Here is a 21,323-nt window from a genome sequence, read left to right as displayed (position 1 = left end):
GAAGTTGTCGAGTAAGGCAACCCTTACTAAGGCAGACCTAACCTTTGTCCCGCGCACCCACGGTGTCAACTCGGCCACGTCCGAAGTGGCGATCCTCACGATTCGATGCAACCGTCACGGCCCCTGCATGCATCAAACCCCGCAAGGGGGTGGGCCATGAGGAGCCTGCGCGAGCTGTACATCCGCAGTGCAGTTCAAACCGTCGGGGCGGTCGCTGTGATCCTCGGCGGAATCGGCTGGATCACAGGGTGGAGGTACGGGCACGGACTGGTCACGCTAGGGCTGGCCGTCTACCTGTGCTCGGCCATCACTCGACGCATGGGCAAAAGTTGGCACACCGTGTCGGCCTTCCACGACAGCAAGCAGGCCACGAAGAGTTATCGCGAAGGGCGGCTCGAGGATTCCGCCGAGCACATCGCCAGTCAGGTCGGCCACGTCCGGCAGCTCGCCTTCCTCGATCCCGGACAGACCAGTTACACCGGCCACGCGCTGATCGCGCAGTGGACAGTGCTGACGCAGCTCGGGCGGCACGATGACGCGCTGGTGGTCGCCGAGGAGGCGGTCGCCGTCTGCCGGGTCGTGGACGCCGGCCGGCCACAGCTCGACCGTGCTCTCGAGCTTGTCGAATGCAGTCTGTCCGAGTTCCCCGACAGCCCGGTCGGACACGAGGCGGACGAACTGCTCGCACTGCGCACCGAGCTTGCCGGCGAGGCCAACCGGAACCAGGCGCGCTCCCTGGCGATCGTCGCCGAACGCCACCTGGAGCGGAGCGAGTACGCCGCTGCCCGGCCGCTGCTCGAAGAAGTCGTACGGATCCACCGGCACCTCGCATCAGGCGACAAGCTCCTGACCGCACTGACCGAACTGGGACACTGCCTGACCCAGCTCAACGAGCATGAGCTGGCCCGCGCGAGCTATGCCGAAGCGCTGCGGGGCGCGGTCGATCCGGACGATGTCGTCGGTTTCCAGCTCAATCTGGCCAGCAGCCTCCGAGAACTTCAACGGTACGACCAGTCCGCGCTTCTCGACGAGGCAGTGGTGGCCACACTCCGCGCCGACCATCAGTCCGACGACCCGCACGAAAAGTCCCTCGAGAGACTCACCTGGGCGCTCGGCCTGCTCGGAGACGATCTGCAGGACATGCACCGGCTCGACGAAGCGCTGGTGGCGTACGAGGACGCCTTGGCAGTGCACCGCGCCGCCGACCACCCGGGAGGAGTGGAGGCGGCTCTGCCGCCGGTGATCCGCACACTGCGCGCGCTGGGCAGGCACGAGGAAGCCCGGCCGCTCGAGGACGAGCTCTCCGGGCTGCGGAGGGTGTCAGAGCAGTGAGCACCAGTGGGGCCCGGCGCTCCAGCCCAGTAGGCGCCGGCCACCCCGACTCGTGCGGCCTGCGGGGTCGAAGCGGTCACCCGCGGCCACGTCCAGCAGCCCGGTGACGACCGGCTCGAAGCGCGGGCCGAGGACGCGCGCCCGGTCCTCCAGCTTGTCGAGCACGTTGACCGGGTCGCAGTAGCTGAGGAAGAAGATCCCCTGCCGCCACGCGTACGCCGTGTTCTTCAGGCCCTGCAGTCCGCTGATCCAGGTCGAGACCGGCTGGGTCTGACGCTGGATCGCCCAGCTGAACGCGCGGTCCGCGAGCTCGGGGGCGGCCTCGCGGAGCCAGTCGGTCAGGTCGAGTGCCTCGACCAGTACGGCGAGGTTGTGCGAGGTCAGGATCTGGCTCTGCTCCAGCACCGTCCCGTTCTGAGCGACGTACCCGGGAGTCTGTGACGTGTGGGCCTCGGCCGCACGCCGACGGCAGGCCTCCGCGAAGTCGTCGGCTGTCACCTTGCGCCAGCGGATCCGCGAACGCTGCTCCGCGGCCGGCCACGCGGTGGGCAGGTCGTAGTAGCGCGCGTACAGCGTCCCGGACAGCACCCGGCTCGCGACCGCCGCCGCCTCCCGCCACTTCGCGGTGAACGTGCCCATGAAGATGTCGGCGGCGACCTCCTCGACGAGTGGCAGTCCGAGGTCGGCCTGGCTGACCAGCGCGCGGAACTCGCGGACAAGCGGGTTCGGCAAAATCGTCTGCGGGAACGCGCCGAGCGCGACCGCGGTGGTCTCCCGCAGCGTCTGCGCGGCGGCCCGCGTCGCCTTCTGAGAGCGGTCGCGGTACGGCGCGACGGCGGAGACCCACGGCAGCTCGTCGAATCGCACCTGGTGTTCGAGGTTCAGCAGCAGCAGACTGCGCCGACGGCGGAACGCCGCGTAGGTCTGCGCATAGACCGAGGCGAGCACCGGATCCCCGATGTTCGCCGCCAGCAACTGGGACGTGACCTGTGGCAGCACCTCGGCGAGCACCTCCCCAGAGCCGATGACACCGCGATCCACCAGCTCCCCGATCGGCGCCTCCAACGCCCTAGCCGCCTTCGCCAGCAGGTGCGGCGGCATCGCCACGCCGGCGACCGCCGGAAGCTCCGCGCCGTCGACGTCGCCGGCGATCGGATCGAGCGCGGGCAGCCCGCCGTCCCGCGGGAACCGGTCCAGCCGCGTACTCAGCACGTGCGCCAAGGTCGCGTACGTCGGCCGCGCCGCCATCTCGTACTGCGTCGTACGCAAGGCCGCGCGGGCCTCGGATCCTGGTGCGCCATGGGCGCTGATCGTGTTCGCCAGCGCGCGCCGGATCCACCCGACCTCACGACCGGTCAGGGCCGAGCTGTCGACGGGACAGCGCTCGAGCGCCGACTGCAGCCGCGCGAAGTTGCTCTTCGGGGCCCGCGCATGGTGCAGCTCGGCCGCGGTCGCGTAGTCGTCCAGCCACTGGCGACGCCGTTCCTCCCAGTCGTCCGGCCAGACCCGGCACGGCCAGCCACCGCTCACTGCACCGGAAATCAGCTCCGGGAGGTCACCGTCGACCGTGTCGCACCACAGCGCCACCAGCCGGTCATGGAGCGGGTGCCAGACCTGAAGGGTCTCCCGCATCGCGGCGATCCGCGGCGGCACCGTTGCCTGCCGCAACTGAGCACGGACCTCGTCCACCGACTGCCGCCGTACCACCGCCCCGGACGGCGCCGACGACGGACCGAACGTCGGGGTGAAACGGAGCCGGTGCATCAGCGGGCGCAGCTCGGCCACCAGGTCGAGCGCAGCGGCGAAGTGCCCGTTCTCGAGCAGCCACGCGACCACCAGCAGCGCCGACTCCTCCGGTACGTCGACGCGGCAGCGCCCGGCGCGCAGGCCCTGCCCCAGCTCCGCGAGCCCTTCGTCACCGAGATACCAGAGATTGAGCCGTTCCCGGTCTGTCTCCCCCGGCGCGTTCACCGGCAGCCGCGCGAGCTCGTCGGCACTCGGCGGCGACTCCGCCACGTACCGGCCGGTCGCGAACCCTCCGGTCACCACTTCGAGCGTCACCCACGCGGGCGTGTCGGCGACCGGAGTCCGCGACCCGATCGTCAGCCGTCCGGACGCCATCCCCTCGAGAACGTTGCGCCAGGCATCAACCCGGACCGCGGCGCGCCGGCGTACCGCTGGATCGTCCGCAACCAGCGCCCGTTGGAGCGCGTGCTGGAGCCGGCCCGTCGCGTACATCCGGAACCCCCGTTCTCTGGATGGAACAGCGCTTCGACATGGAGGCAGGACTCGAACCTGCGCCCTCCCGGTAAGCAGCCGGGTGATCTACCCCTGATCTACTCCATGTGGTCTAGGCAGTATCAGCAACTTCGCTACAGCCTAACGACCGTACGGGGTTCTGGTGAGGACAAACGTGGCGACATTCAGGTGGGTGACGGTGTCGCCGGCGCGGATCACGTGGAGTTTTTCGCCGGCCAGGTAGCCGTCCCGGCCCTGGTAGAGGTCGGGGGCGAGCGGCGACAGGCGGGTCGTGAGGCCGCCGGAGAGTTGCAGGATTCCGCCGCAGACGGAGATCGTCAGCGGCGTGTTGCCCCAGTACCAGTGGCCGAGCAGGTCGGTGCCTTGGGCCAGCGTCGGCTCGGGCACCCACTCCTGCGTGATCGGCGGCTCGTACCGGGTCAGGATGCGGACCAGGTCGGGCGCCAGCGAGGCCACCCGGCCGTACGTCGCGTTGCCCAGCGTCACCGCACCGATCCGGCGGACCCGATCGACGAACAGGCCGGCGAGGAAGCCCGGCATCGAACCGGTGTGACCGATCAGCAGATGCGGATCGTCCGCGATAAGTCGCAACCCGAGCCCGTACGACGCGTTCAGTCCCTCCCGCGGATCCGACGCGACCGGCGCCGCCATCTCCTCGACCGACTCCCGGCTCAGCACCTCGGGCACCGGGTCGATCCAGAACGCCGCGTACCGCGCCAGGTCCTCGATCGTGCTCCAGAGCTGCCCCGCCGGCGACATCGCACCCGAGTCGTATGCCGGCTCCGGATCCAGCTGCCCGCTGAACGGGTGCACCGAGAACCCGTCGGCGGCCGGGCCTTCCGGGAAGTACGTCGTACGCCGCATCTCGAGCGGATCCAGGATCCGGGCCTGGACGAGCTCGATCCACGACTCGCTCCGGAGCCGGGCGACGATCTCGCCGAGCAGGCCGTAGCCGAGGTTCGAGTAGTGGTGCCGCCGATCCGCCGGGCCGGCCGCCTGCGAGTCGTTCATCGCCGCGGTCAGCTCGTCGAACGTGACGCCCGGATTCCGTTCCCACCAAGGCCCCTCGGGCTCCGCGTTCATGCCGCCGCTGTGCGCGAGCAGGTGCCGGATCGACAGGTCCCCGTACGCGATCCCGGGCAGATGCTTGCCGACGGCATCGTTCAGCGACAGCAACCCGTCGTCCCGGCACTGCATGACCAGGAGCGCCGTCATCGTCTTCGTGATCGACCCGATCCGGTACTGCACGTCCGCCCCCGGTAACGCCCCGTCGGCCGTCGCGAACCGGCCACGCGCGCCGGTCCACACCAACTCGCCGTCCCGCAGCACGCCGGCATTCACCGACGGCAGCTTCCACTCCCCCTGCGCTGTCGCGATCTCGGCGAACAGGGCAGCGGCGGTGTCCGGACGTAGGTCAGTCAACGGAGTCTCCAGGCAGGTCGTGGACAGACCAGTATGCCCGGCTTACTCGAAGGCCTCCGGTGCAGGGCAGGAGCAGATCAGGTTGCGGTCGCCGTACGCGCCGTCGATGCGGCGGACCGGCGGCCAGTACTTCGAGGCGCGGTCGACCGAGCGCGGGAAGGCGGCGTCTTCGCGGGTGTAGGCGTGCTCCCACTTGTCGTTGATGACCGACTCCGCGGTGTGCGGCGCGTTCACCAACGGGTTGTCGGCGGCCGGCCACTCGCCCGCGGCGACCCGGTCGATCTCGTGCCGGATCGCGATCATCGCGTCGCAGAAACGATCGAGTTCGCCGAGGTCCTCGGACTCGGTCGGCTCGACCATCAGCGTGCCCGCGACCGGGAACGACATCGTCGGCGCGTGGAAGCCGTAGTCGATCAGCCGCTTCGCGACGTCGTCGACGCTGATCCCGGTCTCCTTGGTCATCGGCCGCAGGTCCAGGATGCACTCGTGCGCGACCAGGCCGTTCTCGCCGGTGTAGAGCACCGGGAACGCGCCCTCGAGCCGCTTCGCCACGTAGTTCGCGGTCAGTACGGCGGCCTTCGTCGCCGCGGTCAGCCCCTCGGCGCCCATCATCCGGATGTAGGCCCACGAGATCGCCAGCACACCGGCCGAGCCGAACGGCGCCGCGCTGATCGGTCCGACGCCGGAGTCCGGACCGGCCTGGTCGAGCAGCGGGTGGTTCGGCAGGTACGGCGCCAGGTGCGCCGCGACCGCGACCGGGCCGACACCCGGGCCGCCGCCGCCGTGCGGGATGCAGAACGTCTTGTGCAGGTTCAGGTGGCTGACGTCGCCGCCGAACTCGCCCGGCTTCGCGAGCCCGAGCAGGGCGTTCAGGTTCGCGCCGTCGACGTACACCTGACCGCCGTGGTCGTGCACGATCTGGCAGACCTCGCGGACGCTCTCCTCGTACACACCGTGCGTGGACGGGTACGTGATCATGATCGCCGCGAGCTTCGCCGCGTGCTCGGAAGCCTTCGCGCGCAGGTCGTCGAGGTCGATCGTGCCGTCGTCGTTGCCCTTGACGACAACGACCTTCATGCCGGCCATCACGGCGGAGGCGGCGTTCGTACCGTGCGCGCTGGCCGGGATCAGGCAGACGTTGCGCTCCTGATCGCCCTGCGCGTGGTGGTACCCGCGGATCGCCAGCAGACCGGCCAGTTCACCCTGCGAGCCCGCGTTCGGCTGGATCGACACCTTCGCGTACCCGGTGACCTCGGCCAGCCAGCGCTCCAGCTGACCGATCAGCTTCACGTACCCGGCCGCGTCCTCGATCGGCGCGAACGGGTGCACGTCGGAGAACTCCGGCCAGGTGACCGGCTCCATCTCGGTGGTGGCGTTCAGCTTCATCGTGCAGGACCCGAGCGGGATCATGCCTCGGTCCAGCGCGTAGTCCTTGTCGGACAGCTTGCGCAGGTACCGCAGCATCGCCGTCTCGGACCGGTGCGTGTTGAACACCGGGTGCGTCAGGTACTCCGTCGTCCGCGGCACGCTCAGAGCAGCAGCCTCGAGCGTGTCGTCGTACTGCACGCCGAAGGACTGGCAGACGCGGGTGAGGGTGGCGACGTCGGTCTTCTCGTCGCAGGAGATGCCGACGTGGTCCGCGTCGACGAGCCGCAGCCAGATCCCGTTCTGCCGGGCGGCGTCCACCACGTCGGCGGCGCGGCCCGGGACCCGGGCGAGGACGGTGTCGAAGAAGTCGTCGTGCACGACCTCGACCCCACCCGCACGCAGTGACGCGGCCAGCTTGCCTGCGTTGTCGTGGACGCGCTGGGCGATCGCCTTCAGACCGTCCGGCCCGTGGTACACGGCGTACATCGACGCGACGACGGCCAGCAGGACCTGCGCCGTACAGATGTTCGACGTCGCCTTCTCGCGACGGATGTGCTGCTCACGGGTCTGCAACGCCAGCCGGTACGCCGGGGCGCCGTCCGCGTCGACCGAGACGCCGACGAGACGACCGGGCAACGACCGCTCCAGGCCGGACCGGACCGACATGAAGCCGGCGTGCGGGCCGCCGTAGAACAGCGGTACGCCGAAGCGCTGCGACGAGCCGATGACGATGTCGGCGCCCGCCTCGCCCGGCGCTTCGAGCACCGTCAGCGCGAGCAGATCGGAGGCCACGGCAACCAACGTGTCGCGCCCGTGCGCCGCCTCGATCAGCGGCTTGAGGTCGCGGACGGCGCCATTGGACCCCGGGTACTGCACGAGGAGGCCGAAGAAGTCGCCCTCGGGCAGACCGTCGGTGGTGTCGGCGACGACGACCTCGATACCGAGCGCCTCCGCGCGGGTCTGCACGACCGCGATCGTCTGGGCGAAGGTGTCGGCGTCGACCAGGAAACGGTCGGACTTGCTCTTCTTGTTCGAGCGGTGCGCGAGCGTCATCGCCTCGGCGGCCGCGGTGCCCTCGTCGAGCAGCGACGCGTTCGCGGTCGGCAGCCCGGTCAGGTCGGAGACCACGGTCTGGAAGTTCAGCAGCGCTTCGAGCCGGCCCTGGGAGATCTCCGGCTGGTACGGCGTGTATGCCGTGTACCAGGCCGGGTTCTCGACCAGGCGGCGGACGATCACGGACGGTGTGAAGGTGCCGTAGTACCCCTGGCCGATCATCGAGGTGGCGACGGTGTTGCGGGCCGCGAGCTGACGAAGCTCGGTCAGCGCGTCGACCTCGGAGGCCGGTTCAGGCAGCCGCAGCGCCTCGGCGGAGCGGATCGAGGCCGGGACCGCGTCGTCGACCAGCGCGTCGACGTCGTCGTACCCAAGGACCTGGACCATCCGGGCGATCTCGTCCGGGCGCGGACCGATGTGCCGGTCGGCGAACGTCGCCGAAAGCTGAGGGGTGTCGTTCACTAGAGGCTCCGATGCTGACTGTCGCTGCCGGTGGCCTCCCCCTCTGTCACGCGCGCTGCGCTCCAGAGTCGCCTGCGACACTCGGTCCATGGGCCTGAGAGGTTCCGGGGAGGAATTGCCCCTTCGGCGCCCGACAACGCGGGTCTCTCCCGAGTGCTGTGAACGGCTGAGTCGAGGCTACCAGGAATCCCCGAACAGTTCCGGCAGCAGGCTCCGCACCACCGACCGCGCCGCCCCAACCTGCTCCACCGCCGCCGACTGCATCGGCCACCGCACCCGGGTACCGACGTCGGCCCAGTCCCCGACTGCGGCCAGGAACTTGTCCAGCGCCGGGTTCGACAGTCCGGCCTTCTGCAGTGGTACGACGTGGGCCGCGAAGAACTCACCGATGCGGCGCTCGACGTCCAGATCCGTCGCGTACCTGACGGAGCCGTTCGGCGAGAGCGCTGCCACGTTCGAGTAGCTGCCGTGTGCACCGAGTAACGACATACTCGCCAGAAAGTGCCCTGGCACGAAGATCGCCAGCCCCGACCGCGTCGCCTCGTCGAACCACCTCTTGTCGCCGCCGGCGGTCTTCAACCCGATCAGACTCGGCACCGCCGCAGCCAGCTCACCCAGCTGCCGCGGCCCGATGGCGGTCTTCGCATGCGGCGGGTTGTAGAGCACAAGCGGCACGTCACCGGCCGCCTCGGCGGTCCGCCGGAGGAAGTCGAGTACTTCGTGGGGATTCAGCGGAAGCCAGTCCGGGACGATCACCTGGATCGCGCCAGGATGCAGGGCAGCCGCGCGGCGGACGCGGGACAGCTGGACCTGGGCCGACGGATGGCCGGCACCGATCTGGAACGGCTTGCCCGCTGCGGCGAGGAGTTCGTTGATCCGGTCGAACTCGTCCTCGGTCAGGGTCTGGAACTCCCCCGCCGTCCCGTGGGCGTACAACCCGTCCAGCTGACTGCCGCCGAGCACCTCGGCCTGGGACTCCAGGCGGGTGAAGTCGATCGAGTCGTCGGCGTTCAGGGGTAACAACAAAGTGGCCCACACACCGCGAAGCGAGGCTGCAGTGAGTGGGCGCACAGAGAAGAAGCTGGATCAGCCGGTCATGCGGGCGCGGCGGCGGGCGGCGAGTTCGTCGCCGGTGTGGCCTTCGGAGTCGCCGTCGTCGTGGCCGTCGGCGCGCTCGGTCGGGAGTTCGGACAGCGAACCCTCTACCTCGCGCCAGACGCCGCCGAGCGCGATCCCGAACACGCCCTGGCCGCCGGCCAGCAGGTCGATGACCTCGTCGGGCGACGAGCACATGTAGACCGACGCGCCGTCGCTCATCAGCGTGATCTGAGTCAGGTCGTCGAAGCCGCGCTTGCTGAGGTGCGCGATCGCGGTCCGGATCTGCTGCAGCGAGATCCCGGCGTCCAGCAGCCGCTTGATCACTTTCAGCAACAGCACGTCACGGAAACCGTACAACCGTTGCGTCCCCGAGCCGGTCGCCGGGCGGACGGACGGGGAGACCAGGCCGGTGCGGGCCCAGTAGTCGAGCTGCCGGTAGGTGATCCCGGCCGCGGCGCAGGCCGTCGGACCTCGGAACCCGACGTCCTCCGGCATCGGCCGCAGGTCGTCGTCGAACAGCAGACCCTGAACGCCGGCGGTGGCGGCCGCCTCTGCGTGCGCGTCGGACGTCGACTGCGCCGTCAGATCCGTGTCCCCGGTGCGTGTCACGCCTGAGCCTCCCTGGATACCGACTGGAACGAGCCATCTCCGTGGAGTGACAGCACCCCACGACTTCTTCACGGTAAGCCGCCGCCCGAACAGGGTCAACGACAACCGCATCGAGCCGAGAGCGTGTCGCGACCGTCGTACGAATCGTTACCTAGCGTTCTGGCTCATCTTCTGGGCGCTGGTCAGCTCTTGTCGAAGTCCTCCGGAGTCACCTGGTCGAGGAACTCCCGGAACCGCTCGACCTCCTCTTCTTCCTGCACTTCGTCGGCGCCGTCCGTCTCACTCTCCGGGACCGGGATGCCGGCCTCGGCGAGGATCTCGTCGGCGCAGAACACCGGCGTCCCGGTCCGCAGCGCGATCGCGATCGAGTCCGACGGCCGCGCCGAGATCTCGGTCTTGTCGTCGAACACCAGGATCGCCTCGAAGATGCCGTCGGTCAGGTTCACGATCCGGACCTGGCTGAGGGTGTGCCCGAGGACGCGGATGGTCTCCGCGAACAGGTCGTGGGTCAGCGGCCGGGGCGGCTCCATGCCCTGCTGGGCGAAGGCGATCGCGCTCGCCTCGGCAGCACCGATCCAGATCGGCAGGTATCGCTCACCTCCGACCTCTTTCAGCAGCACGATCGGCTGACTCGAGGGCATCTCCACCCGGACTCCGACCACGTCGACTTCGCGCACACGTTCAGCCTACTCCGAGGGGAAGCCCCGAGTAGGCCCACGGGGGTTCGCTGTGGACAGCGTTACGAACGCGGGAGCCGGGAGCGGACCAGGGCGGTGTGCAGACGGACGGTGAGCGCCGCCAGCTCGCCGGTCTGTTCGGTACGGCGGGGGCCGGTGACCTGTTCGATCAGGCCGACCTCGCGGTCCGCCGCCGTACGGAACGCCCGCAGGTGCCGCGGTTCGAGGCCGTACGCCGCCAACTCGGCCGCGACCTGCGCGATCACGATCGCGTCGCCGCCGTAGTGGTTGCCGCTGGCTACCACCAGGCCGTGACTCTCCAGCTCGTCGAGCAGTCCGGACGGTACGCCGGCAGCGGCCAGCAGCTCGTCCCGGGTCAGCCGCAGCTCGGTGCTCGCGGCACCGAAGTCGCCGAAATCCTCAGCGACCGGCTGCCCCGGTGTCTGCGGCAACGAACTCGGCGCGACCGGCGGACCGGCAGCGGACGGCTGCAGACCGCGGTCGATCGCACCGAGGTGTTCCTTGATCACTTTCAGCGGCAGGTACTGGTCGCGTTGCGCGGTCAGCACGTACCGCAACCGGTCGAGGTCGGCGGCACTGAACTTGCGGTAGCCGGACGCCGTCCGGGCCGGCGTCACCAGCCCCTCGGCCTCCAGGAAGCGGATCTTGGAGATCGTGACGTCGGCGAACTCGGCCTGCAGGACCTGCAGCACCTCTCCGATGCCGCGGCCGCCCGCAGGCCCAGTGGGCTCAGTGCCGGTGGGCTCAGGGGCGCTCGGATCAGACCTGGCCACTGGCGTAGTAGACCAGCCGGTACTTACCGATCTGGACCTCGTCGCCGTTGGTCAGCTGAACCTCGTCGATCCGGTCGCGGTTGACGTACGTGCCGTTCAGGCTGCCGACGTCGCGGACCTTCACACCGTGCGGGTCGCGACGGAACTCGGCGTGCCGGCGCGACACCGTCACGTCGTCGAGGAAGATGTCGCTGTCCGGGTGCCGGCCGGCGGTGACCACCTCGACGTCGAGCAGGAACCGGCTGCCCGCGTTCGGCCCGCGCTGGACGATCAGCAGGGCGGACCCGGCCGGCAGCGCGCCGACCGCGGCCGCGTCGTCGGCGGACAGCGGCTCACCGGTGCGCTCCGGCTCCGGCTCGGCGCCGATCGGGGTCAGCATCGCCGTGTCGGTGACACCCGGCTGCGGCGTCGGCTGAGGGTTCGCCGGGGCTGCCGCCGGGCGGTCCGCGCCAGGCAGCATCGCTCCGCACTGCGAGCAGAACCGGCTGCCCTCGGAGTTCTCGTGCCCGCACTGGTTGCAGAACGGCATGCTGTGATCCTCCCGATCGCCGGTGGTCCGGCGACGTTTTCGATAGACCCCGTGGCCTGGTAACAGTGTGACGCTGTGGAACAAAAGAGAGGGGACCTCAACCCTCGACCAGCGCTTGAGGTCCGTAACTTATCAGCCCTGGTTCAGCCTTGGTCGAGCTGGCCCTGGTAGGCCTCGGCGTCCATCAACGCGGCCACCTCGGCGGCGTCCTCGACGTCGATGTCGAGCAGCCAGCCCTCGCCGTACGGGTCGCTGTTCACCAGGTCCGGCTGGTCGGCGAGCGCCTCGTTGACGGCGGTCACGGTGCCGTTCACCGGGGCGAACAGGTCGCTCACGCTCTTGGTCGACTCCAGCTCGCCACAGGCGTCGCCGGCCCGCACCACGGCGCCGACGTCGGGCAGCTGCACATACACGATGTCACCGAGCTGGTCCTGCGCGAAGTCGGTGATGCCGACCCGCACGGGTCCTTCCTCGCCGGCCTTCAGCCACTCGTGCTCGGCCGTGTACTTCAGGTCTTCGGGGTACACCTTTGTCCTCGTTTCTACTTCGTGGGGCTGGGCGCCGGGCGAGCGTAACGATGCTCCTCCGGCGCGTGCAAGGCAGTGATCGCGACGTTCTCGAGCTCGATGACCTCGGCGGTCCCGCCGACCTGCGGGCCGGTCACCTCGCTGACCAGACCGCCCGGGAAGTTCGCCGCCTCGGACAGGTTGTGGGACTCGCCGATCGCCTCGATCACGTACGGCGAGTTCACCTTCTGGCCGTCGATGCTGATCCCCGGGGCGTCGTCCACGAAGTCGGTGCTGGCCACCACCCGGACCGCTCCGTTGATCTGGACGGCCTCGGCGCCGGCGTCCCGCAGTTCCTCGATCGCGTCCAGCAGGTTGCTCGACGTCATCTTGCCCTGCGGGTCGTTCAGCGTGATCCGGACCCCCGGGCCCTGCGCGGGCAGCGTACCGGCCAGGATGCCGAGGGTGCGGACCTGGGCCTCCGCCTGCTCGCGGGCGGTCTGCGCCTTGTCGGCACTGGAGGACAGCGAGTTCTTCCGCTCCTCCAGGTCGGCGATCTCGCCCTCCAGCCGCCGGGTGTTCTGCCCGAGGCCGTCGAGGATCGCGATTAGGTCCTCACGGCGGGCGTTCTGGTAGCCGTCGTCGGCCCGGTTCACCCGGACCTGCACGACCGCGACACAGGCCACCAGGGCGAGCACGACGGCGACGATCGCCTGACCGCGGGACGGCTTGAACCCGGCCCGCAACCGGCGCAGCGCCAGGTTCGGCGTCCTGGGCTTCGGCATCGGCGTCGGGGTCTGCGGCTGCGGCGGCTCGACCACAGACTTCTCAGACTGCTCAGCCTTCTCCGGCTGTTCCGGCTTCTCCGGCTTCTCGTCGCTCATGATCAGGCCCGGAAGATGTGCCGGCGGATCGCGGCCATGTTGGTGAAGATGCGGATGCCGAGCACGACGACCACACCGGTGGACAGCTGCGAGCCGACGCCGAGCTGGTCGCCCAGGTACACGATCAGGGCCGCGATCAGCACGTTGGACACGAACGACACGACGAACACCTTGTCGTCGAAGATCCCGTCCAGGAACGCGCGCAGCGCGCCGAACACCGCGTCCAGCGCCGCCACCACCGCGATCGGCAGGTACGGCTGCGCCCAGTCCGGTACGTCGGGCGCCACCAGCAGACCGACGACGACACCGATCACCAGCCCGAGTACGGCGATCATCTCGTTCTCACCTTCGCGTAGCGCAACGCGATGGTCGCATCGGCCGGCACCAGCAAGGAGTCCTCCGTCGTGATCGTCATCCGGACATCGAAGTTGCTCACCAGGTACTGCACCCACTGCCCGCCCGAGCTCTGTGCGAACCGGGCCGGCATGGTCGCGGTGTCCCCGATCGCGAGCACCGTGTACGGCGGGGTCAGCGAACTGTAGTCAACGGTGATGGCGCTGCCCGCACCGCGGATCGCGGTCAGCGACGTGATCCGGTGACCGTTCACCGAGATCGCCTCCGCGCCGGACGTCCACAGGCCGTTGACCAGTTGCTGCAGGTCGACGTCGAGCAGCCGGCCTTCCTTCGCGTCGGCGTTCTTGGCGTCGTCGATCACCGCTTTGATGCCCGGGCCGGTGGCGGCGATCACGCCGGTCTGCAGCTCGAGGTCGTCGAGCTTCTGCTGCAGCGCGGCGCCCGTACTGTCGTTGCTCAGGCCGCTCGCCTGCAATCGGCGTACCTCGTCGGCGAGCCGGGACTGGTTGTTGCGCAGCTCGGTCAGCCGGTTGTCGGCCTGGTTGATGCGGGTGATCAGCTCTTTGCGCTGCTTCTCCGCCTCGGGCGCGCTGCGGTAGTTCTGCGCGGCGGCGACCGCGAGCAGGAAGCCGAGCACGGCGGCGGCCACGACCAGCATCACCCGGTGCCGGGACCGGGTCTGTTTGCTGGCGGTGCCCGTCCGGGCCGCGACGGCGTACCCCTCGTCGAGGGGGTGCGCGATCAGGTTGTTCAGCAGTGACATCGACGCGTCGACGCGTCGCGGCTTCGGTGTCGTCTGCTCGGGGGCTTGCTGGGTCACCCGGCCGAGTCCTTGATCGGTTTGACCGTCTGGATCAGGTGCCGCAGCTGGGCGAAGTACAGCGCGCCGGCCCAGTAGTACAGACCGGTCCCCCAGATCGCGAACGCCCAGCCGAACACGCGGGCGAGCAGGTTGAGGGTGCTGTCGCCGTCGCCGAGCAGGAGCAGCGGGAACGCGTACAGCAGGCAGAACGTGGCGGACTTGCCGAGGAAGTGCACCGGCAGCGCGTTGAAACCGCGGCGGTGCAGGGCCGGCAGCGTGAAGGTGAGCAGCAGGTCCCGCAGCGGCAGCGCGATCGCCAGCCACCAGGGGATGATGTCGCGCAACGCCAGGCCGATGACGGTCGCGAAGATGTAGAGCCGGTCGGCCACCGGATCGAGCATCTGACCCAGGCGACTGGTCTGGTTCATCCGCCGGGCGATCTGGCCGTCGGCCCAGTCGGTGAACCCGGAGATCGCCAGCACGAGCAGTGCCCAGCCGTCCTCCTTGGGTCCGAGGACCAGCCACAGGAACAGCGGCACCCCCAGCAACCTCAGGAAGCTGAGCGCGTTCGGGATCGTCCACACCCGGTCGGACACTTCCAAGTCCGGCACGCGACCCCTCCCTCTCTCCACCCTGGATACCCGTCGTAACTGTACTGGGGTGCCCCGACAGGTTTACGCCCGGCGTCCCGGGGGCAGGTCCCTACTTTCCCCTGATACCAGAACGCGCTGCTTCCCCGGCCGCTACGCCTGCGACGAACCGGTGACCCGATCGATACCCAAGGGTGATGCTTACCCTGAGCAGATGAGGTTCCTGGTACTGATCTACGGCAACCCGGAGTCCCGCGCGGTTTGGGACTCCCTGACCGACGAGCAGAAGAAGGAAGGTATGGCCGGGTACGCCGCTCTGCACGAGGCGCTCGCCGTGCACGGTGAGCTGGTCGCGTCGGAGTCGCTCGACGCCCCGGAGCTGACCAAGCAGGTCCTGGTCCGCGACGGCAAGCCGATGACGACGGACGGCCCGTTCGCCGAGGTGAAGGAGCAGTTGGCCGGCTTCTACCTGCTGGAGTGCGACTCGATGGACCGTGCGGTGGAGATCGTCGCGCAGATCCCGGAGGCGCCGTTCAGCGTCGTGGAAGTTCGTCCCGTACGAGACCTCAGCGCGTTCAGCTGATGCTCGAGGAGCTGCTCCGGGAGCAGGCGCCACAGGTGCTCGGCGCGCTGGTCCGGCGGTACGGCGACTTCGACGCGTGCGAGGACGCCGTACAAGAGGCCCTGCTGGCCGCGTCGTTGCAGTGGCCGGATGAAGGTGTTCCGGCCAATCCGCGCAGCTGGCTGATCACGGTCGCGTCGCGGCGTCGGATCGAGGTACTGCGGAACGAGGCGGCCCGGACCCGGCGCGAAGAGACCGTCGCGTCGTGGACTCCCCCGGACCCCGCGTCGTCGGAGGACGACTCGCTGACGCTGCTGATGCTGTGCTGTCATCCGGCGCTGACGCCGCAGTCGCAGGTGGCGCTCACGCTACGCGCCGTCGGCGGGTTGACGACCGGTGAGATCGCGCGGGCGTTTCTGGTGCCGGAGGCAACGATCGGGCAGCGGATCAGCCGGGCGAAGGCGAAGCTCCAGGATGCGCGGTTCGCGATGCCGCCGGCGGCGGAGCAGCCCGAGCGGCTGGCCGCCATACTGCATGTGCTCTATCTCGTCTTCAACGAGGGCTACACAGCCTCCTCCGGTACGTCGCTGCACCGGGTCGAGCTGAGCGCGGAGGCGATCCGCTTGACGCGCCAACTGCGTGCTTCGTTGCCGGCTGAGGGCGAGGTGGCCGGGTTGCTCGCGTTGATGCTGCTGACCGACGCGCGACGGCCCGCCCGTACGACGGACGACGGGGCGCTGGTGCCGTTGCCGGAGCAGGACCGGTCGTTGTGGGATGCCGCGGCGATTGCCGAGGGCACCGAGTTGATCGAGTCGACGCTGCGGTCGGCGCCGGTCGGGCCGTACCAGCTGCAGGCGGCGATCGCCGCGGTCCACGACTCGGCGGCCGACGCCGACGAGACCGACTGGCGCGAGATCCTGATGCTGTACGAACTGCTCGAGGCGACCGCGCCGGGTCCGATGGTGACGCTGAACCGGATCGTCGCGGTCGCGATGGTGCACGGCCCGGCCGCCGGCCTGACGTTGCTCGACACCGTGGATCCGGCGTTGAAGGAGCACCACCGGCTGGCGGCGGTCCGTGCCCATCTGCTCGAGCTGTCCGGCGAAGGGGTTGCCGCGCGGTCGGCGTACGAGCTCGCCGCGCAGCTCACCCAGAGTCTTCCCGAGCAGCGCTACCTGCAGGCACGCGCGGCTAGCCTGCGGTCTTCGGCCGGCCCCAGCTGAGCTCGGCCTGGATCGTCAGCTCCAGCAGGCCGTCCTTCGCGTACGGGCGGACTGCTTCCTCGACGATCGCGTCGAAGTCGGCGGCTTCCTCGGTGCTCATCAGGTCGCGCGCCAGGCTCGACGTCGAGTGGAACTGCTCGACGTAGTCCGCGACCTTCTGGTGGTAGGTGACGGGCGCGGTCCGCGCCGTACCTGTCAGGTCGAGCAGGCCGCGCTCCCGGATCGCCTCGACGACGCTGTAGTTCGGATCGTGGTTCTTCTTGCGCGAATGCTTCTGGGTCGCCTGGAGGACGCCGGGCCACCAGGGCATGTCCACCGGGCCGTGCTCGATGACGACGAGCTGGGCGTTCGGGGTCAGGTGCGGGACGATCCGCGCGAACGTCTCCTCCCACGGCATCCAGTGGATGCTCGCCCCGGCCGTCACCAGCGCGTACGGGCCGCCGAGGTCTGCGGTCTCGATCGGGTTGACCTGCCAGGTGAGGTTCGGGTGATCGCCGCCCAGGCGCTGCTTGCCCGCCGCGACCATCGGCGCCGAGAAGTCGATCGCGTCGACGTGCTCGACCCGCGGCGCGAGCGGCCGAGCGATCGCGCCTTCGCCGGCGCCGATGTCGAGCACCCGCCGAGGCTCGTCGGCGAGCAGCTGCACGAGCCGATCGAACACCTCGTCCGGGTACGGCGGCCGATGCTGATAGGCCTCCGCCACTGCCTCGTGCTGGAACGTCGCCGCAAGCTCAGTCATGTCTCGGAGCGTAGACCGCGCCGTACAGCCCGATCACCGGTTTCTGCTGCCGGCCGACGTAATCTGCCCGACTCCTTCGAACACGCGGCTGAAACACGCGCTTCCTACTTTGAGAGTCCACTTCGGCCGCGCGAGGCGGTGATCCGCGATGTTCGAGCACGTCGACCCGTTCATCGGGACCGGTGCCACCGACCTGCCCACGCCCAAGGGCCTGGCCGCGACCTGGTGGTGGCCCAAACCGCAGGTCGGCAACACCCACCCGGGCGCCATGCACCCGTTCGGGATGGTGTCGGCCTGCCCGTACTCCGGGGCCTACCCGACCGGTTACGGGCTGTACGACTTCAACACCGAGGGCGTGCCCGACCTGTTGTACGACCGCCCGGTCGCCTCCGGCTTCACCCACTTCCAGCAGTCCGGCACCGGCGCGATCCGCAAGTACTACAACTACTTCCGGGTCACGCCGATGCTCGGCCCGCTCGACGACCTGGGCACCACGTGGGATCTGCTGGACGAGGTCGCCGAGCCCGGCTACTACTCGGCGACTCTGAGCTCAGGGGTGCACTGCGAGGTGACGGTCGGCCCCAAGTCGGCCGTCCACCGGTACACCTTCCCGGCGCATGACGCCGCCCGGATCGTCATCGACGCCTCGACCGGCGGCTTGGCCATCCCGCACAGCCAGACGGTGCCGCTGAAGGCGCACCTGGCGATGCTGGAGCCGGGAGTGGCTCAAGGGGAGATCCACGTCGAGGGCGTGCCGCTGGCCGTGCACCTGGAGGTCGACGCCCCCGGCTGGCGGCAGCTGCTGTGGTACGACCGGCGCCTGATGCCCGGCGGCACCCGCCTCGACTTCGACTACATCCGGCCGACCACGCTGCGGCCGTTCGGGCTGATCTTCATGGGTCCCTCGCGTGCCGAGCAGACCGTCGAGGTGCGGCTGGGGTTCTCGCTGCGCGGGTGTGAGTCGGCCCGCGACAACCTGCACACGGACGTCGGCCGTACCCAGGCCACCTTCGCCGGGCGGCGCGAGCAGACAGCGGCCACCTGGCGCGACCACCTCGGCAAGGTCTCGATCAAGGCCGAGTCCGACGACCAGGCAACGGTTTTCGGCACCGCGCTCTACCACTCGCTGGTCAAGCCGTGCTTCGCCCCGGACGAGAGCCCGTGGACGACCGAAGGCCCGTACGCGTTCGACATCTGCACCATGTGGGACATCTACCGCACCCAGCTGCCGCTGATGACCACACTGTTCCCGCAGCGTTCGGTCGCACTGGCCGGCTCGCTGCTGTCGATCTGCGAGCAGGAGGGGAACCTGCCGATCGGCTACCGGATGGCCAAGGGCGCCGACCGGTTCTCCCGGCAGGGCAGCGCGCTTGCGCACACCTTCCTGGCCGACCTGTGCCAACTGGATCTGCCCGGTATCGACTGGGACTGGGCCATGGTGCACCTGGAGATGGACCTGCGCCGGACGTACGGCGAGGACTACCTGGTGCACGGTGTGGCGCACCCGATCAGCCACACCCTCGACCTGGCGTACGCCTACCACTGCACCGCGGCGATCGCCCGTAAGGTGCGCGACCGGGCGCTCGCCCAGCAGATGCGCGACCTCGCCCACGGCTGGCGGGCGGCGTACGACCCGGGCACCGGCCTGCTGCGCGACTCGACGTTCTACGAGGGCGGCCGGTGGAACTACTCCTTCCGGCTGCTGCACGACATGCGCGCCCGGATCGCGCTCGCCGGCGGCGACGAGGCGTTCGTCGGGCTGCTCGACCAGTTCTTCGGGTACGGCGCCGTACCGGTCACGCAGCCGGGGGTGGCGCCGAGCGTGGCCGAGATGAACGCCGGGTACAGCCTGTGCCGGTTCGAGGGATTGAACAACGAACCGGACTACGAGGCGCCGTGGTCGTACCACTACGCCGGACGGCCGGACCGGACCGCCGAGGTGGTGCATGCCGCGGTCGCCAACCAGTTCGGCACCGGCCGGGGCGGGCTGCCAGGCAACGACGACTCCGGCGGGCTGTCCGCGTGGTACGTGTGGGCGACGCTCGGGCTGTTCCCGGTGGCTGGGCAGAACCTGTTCCTGGTGAGCGCGCCGGCCGTAGCCGAGTCCACCACCCGGTTGCCGGACAGCGAACTGTCCATCACCACAACAGGATTCGAGCCGGTCGAGGCAGGCGGACCGGTCTCCTACGTCCAATCCATCGCGGTCGACGGCAAGACACTCGAACGCCCCTGGATCTCCGGCCGGGAGCTGCGCCGCATCCGCAACCTGCACATCGAGCTCGGCCCTCGGCCCTCCGGCTGGGGCACCCAGATCAGGCCACCATCCACATCCGACCCGCTGCACACCACTGGAGGTGAGGCATGAACATCCCATCCACACCCAACCGCCGTCTGGTCATCGTCGTCCGCGCAGACCCGGTGATCTGCGGGCACTCCGGTGAGGCACGATGCCTCGCCGAGGTGGCGCTCACCCGCGGGTTCGACGACGTACGGATCGTGACCTGGCCGCTGGACGCACTGGAGGCGGCTGGCCTTCCGTTGAAGCCACTCGACGGCGTGCTGCCGTACAGCCCTGGAATCACCGTGGAGCGGCCCGATCCCGTGGGCGACTACCGGGTTCCGGACGGGCGCTACCTGTCCGGGCTCATCGGGCGGCTGGTCGAGCTGTTCAGCGACGGGGTGCCGACGGTGGCGATGTCGCTGTACCTGAGCCCGCACGCGATCGCCGTCCAGGAAGCCGTCCAGGTGGCGCGCCGGATCGGGCCCGCCCAGGTCGTCACGGTGGCCGAGGCGGTGGGCTCCGACATCACCAACGTGGTGCGCGAGTGCGTGAACACCGGCCGGTTCGGGGCGGCCGCGCACATCCTGTCGGTCTACCTGGCGGCCGACCACTGCGTGGCGGTGTCGGAGTACACCAAGGACCTGATCGTGGCCTCGGCGGCGACCCTCGACGGCATGCACGGCACGACGTTCGCGCAGCTGTGCCGTGAGCGGATCGCTATCTCCTACCCGGCGGTCGACTCCTGGTCCTACCTGTCGCTCACCGATGACAGGATCGCCGAAACTCTGACCCGGCGCGGCCTTTCGCGGGACGGGTACGTGCTGTTCCTGTCACGGATCGCCTCGGCGAAGGGGGTCGACGACTTGATCGACGCCTACGCCGGGTCGCGGGCGGCCGAGCGGGTGCAGCTGGTCCTGGCCGGGCGCGGGCCGCAGGAAGCCGAGGTGGTGGCGCGGGTGGCGGTAGCGGGGCTGGGCGATCGGGTGCGGGTGCTGACCGACGTGGACGACGCGGAGAAGCCGGCGCTGATGGCCGGGAGCGCGGCGTTCGTGCTGCCGACCCGCGAGCAGCCGGAGTTCGTGGAGACGTTCGGGATCGCGCTGGTCGAGAAGGCGCTCGCCGGCGGCGGGCCGATCATCACCTGCGCGACCGGCGGCGTACCCGAGGCGGTCGGTGATACGGCCCTGCTGGTGCCGCAGCATGACCCGGCCACGCTGCGGACCGTGCTTGACGAGGTCGTGTGCGACTGGACCCGCGAGCAGCGGGCGGAGGCTGAGCAGCGCGCGCGGGCGTACGCGTTGCAGTTCGACCGGTCAGCGGTGTTCGACCGCCTCTTCGCGCTCGCCGAGCCTCCCGCGGTCCACGTCGCCTGAGCTCTTACTCGCTGCCCCAGACGGTCGCGTTCTGCTCGAAGTACGTCGGGTCGCTGTGGACCGGGATGACGCACAGCAGATGACCTCCCGGGGCGCGAAGGGTGTGGCACCCCTGCCAGCTCGCGACCTCGACCGCGCCGATCCCGGTCAGCCGGGCGACCTCGGCGGGTACGTCGTCGGTCTCGATGTCCAGGTGGTACCGCGGCTCGTCGTCGACCGACTGGATCGCGGTCACATAGCCAGGGACAGCGTCGTGCAGGCTGATGAACTGCGGCTCCCCCTCCGGCGAGGACGTCCGTACGCCGAGCGCCTTCGACCAGAACGCCGTGGCGTCCGGCACCTCGTCCTGCTTGACGTCGATCAGAAACGTGGAAACCCGACTCCGATGCATGAACCCCAACCTATG

The 21,323-nt window shown here is 69.5% G+C and carries 20 protein-coding genes, 1 tRNA gene and 1 riboswitch; of the genes, 5 read left to right on the top strand and 16 right to left on the bottom strand.

The features are described from left to right. Positions 1–156 precede the first annotated feature (156 nt). Positions 157–1,332, top strand: coding sequence for a tetratricopeptide repeat protein (locus OHB24_RS30095; RefSeq protein ID WP_327634230.1), 1,176 nt, complete (start codon positions 157–159; stop codon positions 1,330–1,332). Here OHB24_RS30095 and OHB24_RS30090 read toward each other — a convergent pair. The 14 genes from OHB24_RS30090 to OHB24_RS30025 all read right to left on the bottom strand — a co-directional run bounded on the left by OHB24_RS30090 (position 1,321) and on the right by OHB24_RS30025 (position 14,760). Further along, positions 1,321–3,570, bottom strand: a complete 2,250-nt coding sequence (locus OHB24_RS30090; protein ID WP_327634229.1) for a hypothetical protein — start codon at positions 3,568–3,570, stop codon at positions 1,321–1,323. The genes OHB24_RS30095 and OHB24_RS30090 overlap by 12 nt on opposite strands. 36 nt (positions 3,571–3,606) lie before the next feature. After that, positions 3,607–3,678, bottom strand: a tRNA-Ser gene (locus OHB24_RS30085). 33 nt (positions 3,679–3,711) lie between these two features. Then, on the bottom strand, positions 3,712–5,013 hold the full coding sequence (locus tag OHB24_RS30080; RefSeq protein ID WP_327634228.1) for a serine hydrolase domain-containing protein: 1,302 nt from the start codon (positions 5,011–5,013) through the stop codon (positions 3,712–3,714). Positions 5,014–5,055: 42 nt separating this feature from the next. After that, complete coding sequence (gene gcvP / locus OHB24_RS30075; protein ID WP_327634227.1) at positions 5,056–7,896, bottom strand: aminomethyl-transferring glycine dehydrogenase; 2,841 nt, start codon at positions 7,894–7,896, stop codon at positions 5,056–5,058. A gap of 72 nt (positions 7,897–7,968) precedes the next feature. Further along, a riboswitch (glycine riboswitch) is annotated at positions 7,969–8,058 on the bottom strand. Positions 8,059–8,073: 15 nt separating this feature from the next. Next, entirely contained in the window at positions 8,074–8,934 is an 861-nt protein-coding gene (locus OHB24_RS30070) for a dihydrodipicolinate synthase family protein (RefSeq protein ID WP_327634226.1), read from the bottom strand. Between the two features lie 48 nt (positions 8,935–8,982). Beyond that, the gene (locus tag OHB24_RS30065) at positions 8,983–9,489 is read right to left on the bottom strand and encodes a MerR family transcriptional regulator (protein ID WP_327641122.1); all 507 of its coding nucleotides are present in this window, start codon (positions 9,487–9,489) and stop codon (positions 8,983–8,985) included. A 296-nt stretch (positions 9,490–9,785) separates the two neighbouring features. After that, a complete protein-coding gene (locus tag OHB24_RS30060) occupies positions 9,786–10,280 on the bottom strand; it encodes a bifunctional nuclease family protein (protein WP_130379352.1) in 495 nt (164 codons plus the stop codon). Between the two features lie 62 nt (positions 10,281–10,342). Then, positions 10,343–11,074: a transcriptional regulator FtsR gene (gene ftsR, locus OHB24_RS30055; protein WP_327634225.1), complete on the bottom strand. Its 732-nt coding sequence runs from the start codon at positions 11,072–11,074 to the stop codon at positions 10,343–10,345. Further along, on the bottom strand, positions 11,061–11,603 hold the full coding sequence (locus OHB24_RS30050; RefSeq protein WP_327634224.1) for an FHA domain-containing protein: 543 nt from the start codon (positions 11,601–11,603) through the stop codon (positions 11,061–11,063). The genes ftsR and OHB24_RS30050 overlap by 14 nt, the downstream gene beginning before the upstream one ends. 143 nt (positions 11,604–11,746) lie before the next feature. Then, a complete protein-coding gene (gcvH, locus tag OHB24_RS30045) occupies positions 11,747–12,130 on the bottom strand; it encodes a glycine cleavage system protein GcvH (RefSeq protein WP_327634223.1) in 384 nt (127 codons plus the stop codon). A gap of 14 nt (positions 12,131–12,144) precedes the next feature. After that, a complete protein-coding gene (locus OHB24_RS30040; RefSeq protein ID WP_327634222.1) occupies positions 12,145–12,993 on the bottom strand; it encodes a DUF881 domain-containing protein in 849 nt (282 codons plus the stop codon). A gap of 2 nt (positions 12,994–12,995) precedes the next feature. Next, complete coding sequence (locus OHB24_RS30035) at positions 12,996–13,328, bottom strand: small basic family protein (RefSeq protein ID WP_130379362.1); 333 nt, start codon at positions 13,326–13,328, stop codon at positions 12,996–12,998. Continuing rightward, positions 13,325–14,167 carry a DUF881 domain-containing protein gene (locus OHB24_RS30030; RefSeq protein ID WP_327634221.1) on the bottom strand — a complete coding sequence of 281 codons (843 nt, stop codon included), beginning with the start codon at positions 14,165–14,167 and terminating at the stop codon, positions 13,325–13,327. The genes OHB24_RS30035 and OHB24_RS30030 overlap by 4 nt, the downstream gene beginning before the upstream one ends. Beyond that, complete coding sequence (locus tag OHB24_RS30025) at positions 14,164–14,760, bottom strand: CDP-alcohol phosphatidyltransferase family protein (protein ID WP_130379364.1); 597 nt, start codon at positions 14,758–14,760, stop codon at positions 14,164–14,166. The genes OHB24_RS30030 and OHB24_RS30025 overlap by 4 nt, the downstream gene beginning before the upstream one ends. Positions 14,761–14,953: 193 nt before the next feature. On the opposite strand from OHB24_RS30025, the gene OHB24_RS30020 reads away from it, so the two are divergent. Both OHB24_RS30020 and OHB24_RS30015 read left to right on the top strand, forming a co-directional pair. Next, positions 14,954–15,322, top strand: coding sequence for a YciI family protein (locus tag OHB24_RS30020; protein ID WP_327634220.1), 369 nt, complete (start codon positions 14,954–14,956; stop codon positions 15,320–15,322). After that, positions 15,322–16,524 (top strand): RNA polymerase sigma factor, encoded by a 1,203-nt coding sequence (locus tag OHB24_RS30015; protein WP_327634219.1) that lies wholly within the window; start codon positions 15,322–15,324, stop codon positions 16,522–16,524. Before OHB24_RS30020 ends, OHB24_RS30015 begins: the two co-directional genes overlap by 1 nt. Here OHB24_RS30015 and OHB24_RS30010 read toward each other — a convergent pair. Beyond that, positions 16,493–17,263, bottom strand: a complete 771-nt coding sequence (locus tag OHB24_RS30010; protein WP_327634218.1) for a class I SAM-dependent methyltransferase — start codon at positions 17,261–17,263, stop codon at positions 16,493–16,495. The genes OHB24_RS30015 and OHB24_RS30010 overlap by 32 nt on opposite strands. 148 nt (positions 17,264–17,411) lie before the next feature. On the opposite strand from OHB24_RS30010, the gene OHB24_RS30005 reads away from it, so the two are divergent. Together OHB24_RS30005 and OHB24_RS30000 are read left to right on the top strand one after the other, a co-directional pair. Beyond that, positions 17,412–19,628, top strand: a complete 2,217-nt coding sequence (locus tag OHB24_RS30005; RefSeq protein ID WP_327634217.1) for a glycoside hydrolase domain-containing protein — start codon at positions 17,412–17,414, stop codon at positions 19,626–19,628. After that, positions 19,625–20,917 carry a glycosyltransferase gene (locus OHB24_RS30000; protein WP_327634216.1) on the top strand — a complete coding sequence of 431 codons (1,293 nt, stop codon included), beginning with the start codon at positions 19,625–19,627 and terminating at the stop codon, positions 20,915–20,917. Before OHB24_RS30005 ends, OHB24_RS30000 begins: the two co-directional genes overlap by 4 nt. Positions 20,918–20,921: 4 nt before the next feature. Here OHB24_RS30000 and OHB24_RS29995 read toward each other — a convergent pair whose 3' ends face one another. Beyond that, positions 20,922–21,308 (bottom strand): VOC family protein, encoded by a 387-nt coding sequence (locus OHB24_RS29995; protein ID WP_327634215.1) that lies wholly within the window; start codon positions 21,306–21,308, stop codon positions 20,922–20,924. Positions 21,309–21,323 lie beyond the last annotated feature (15 nt).

It is taken from the genome of Kribbella sp. NBC_00482 (assembly GCF_036013725.1).
Lineage (GTDB): Bacteria > Actinomycetota > Actinomycetes > Propionibacteriales > Kribbellaceae > Kribbella.
Note: the sequence above shows the minus strand (reverse complement) of the source record. Positions and strands in the feature narration are given on the sequence as shown.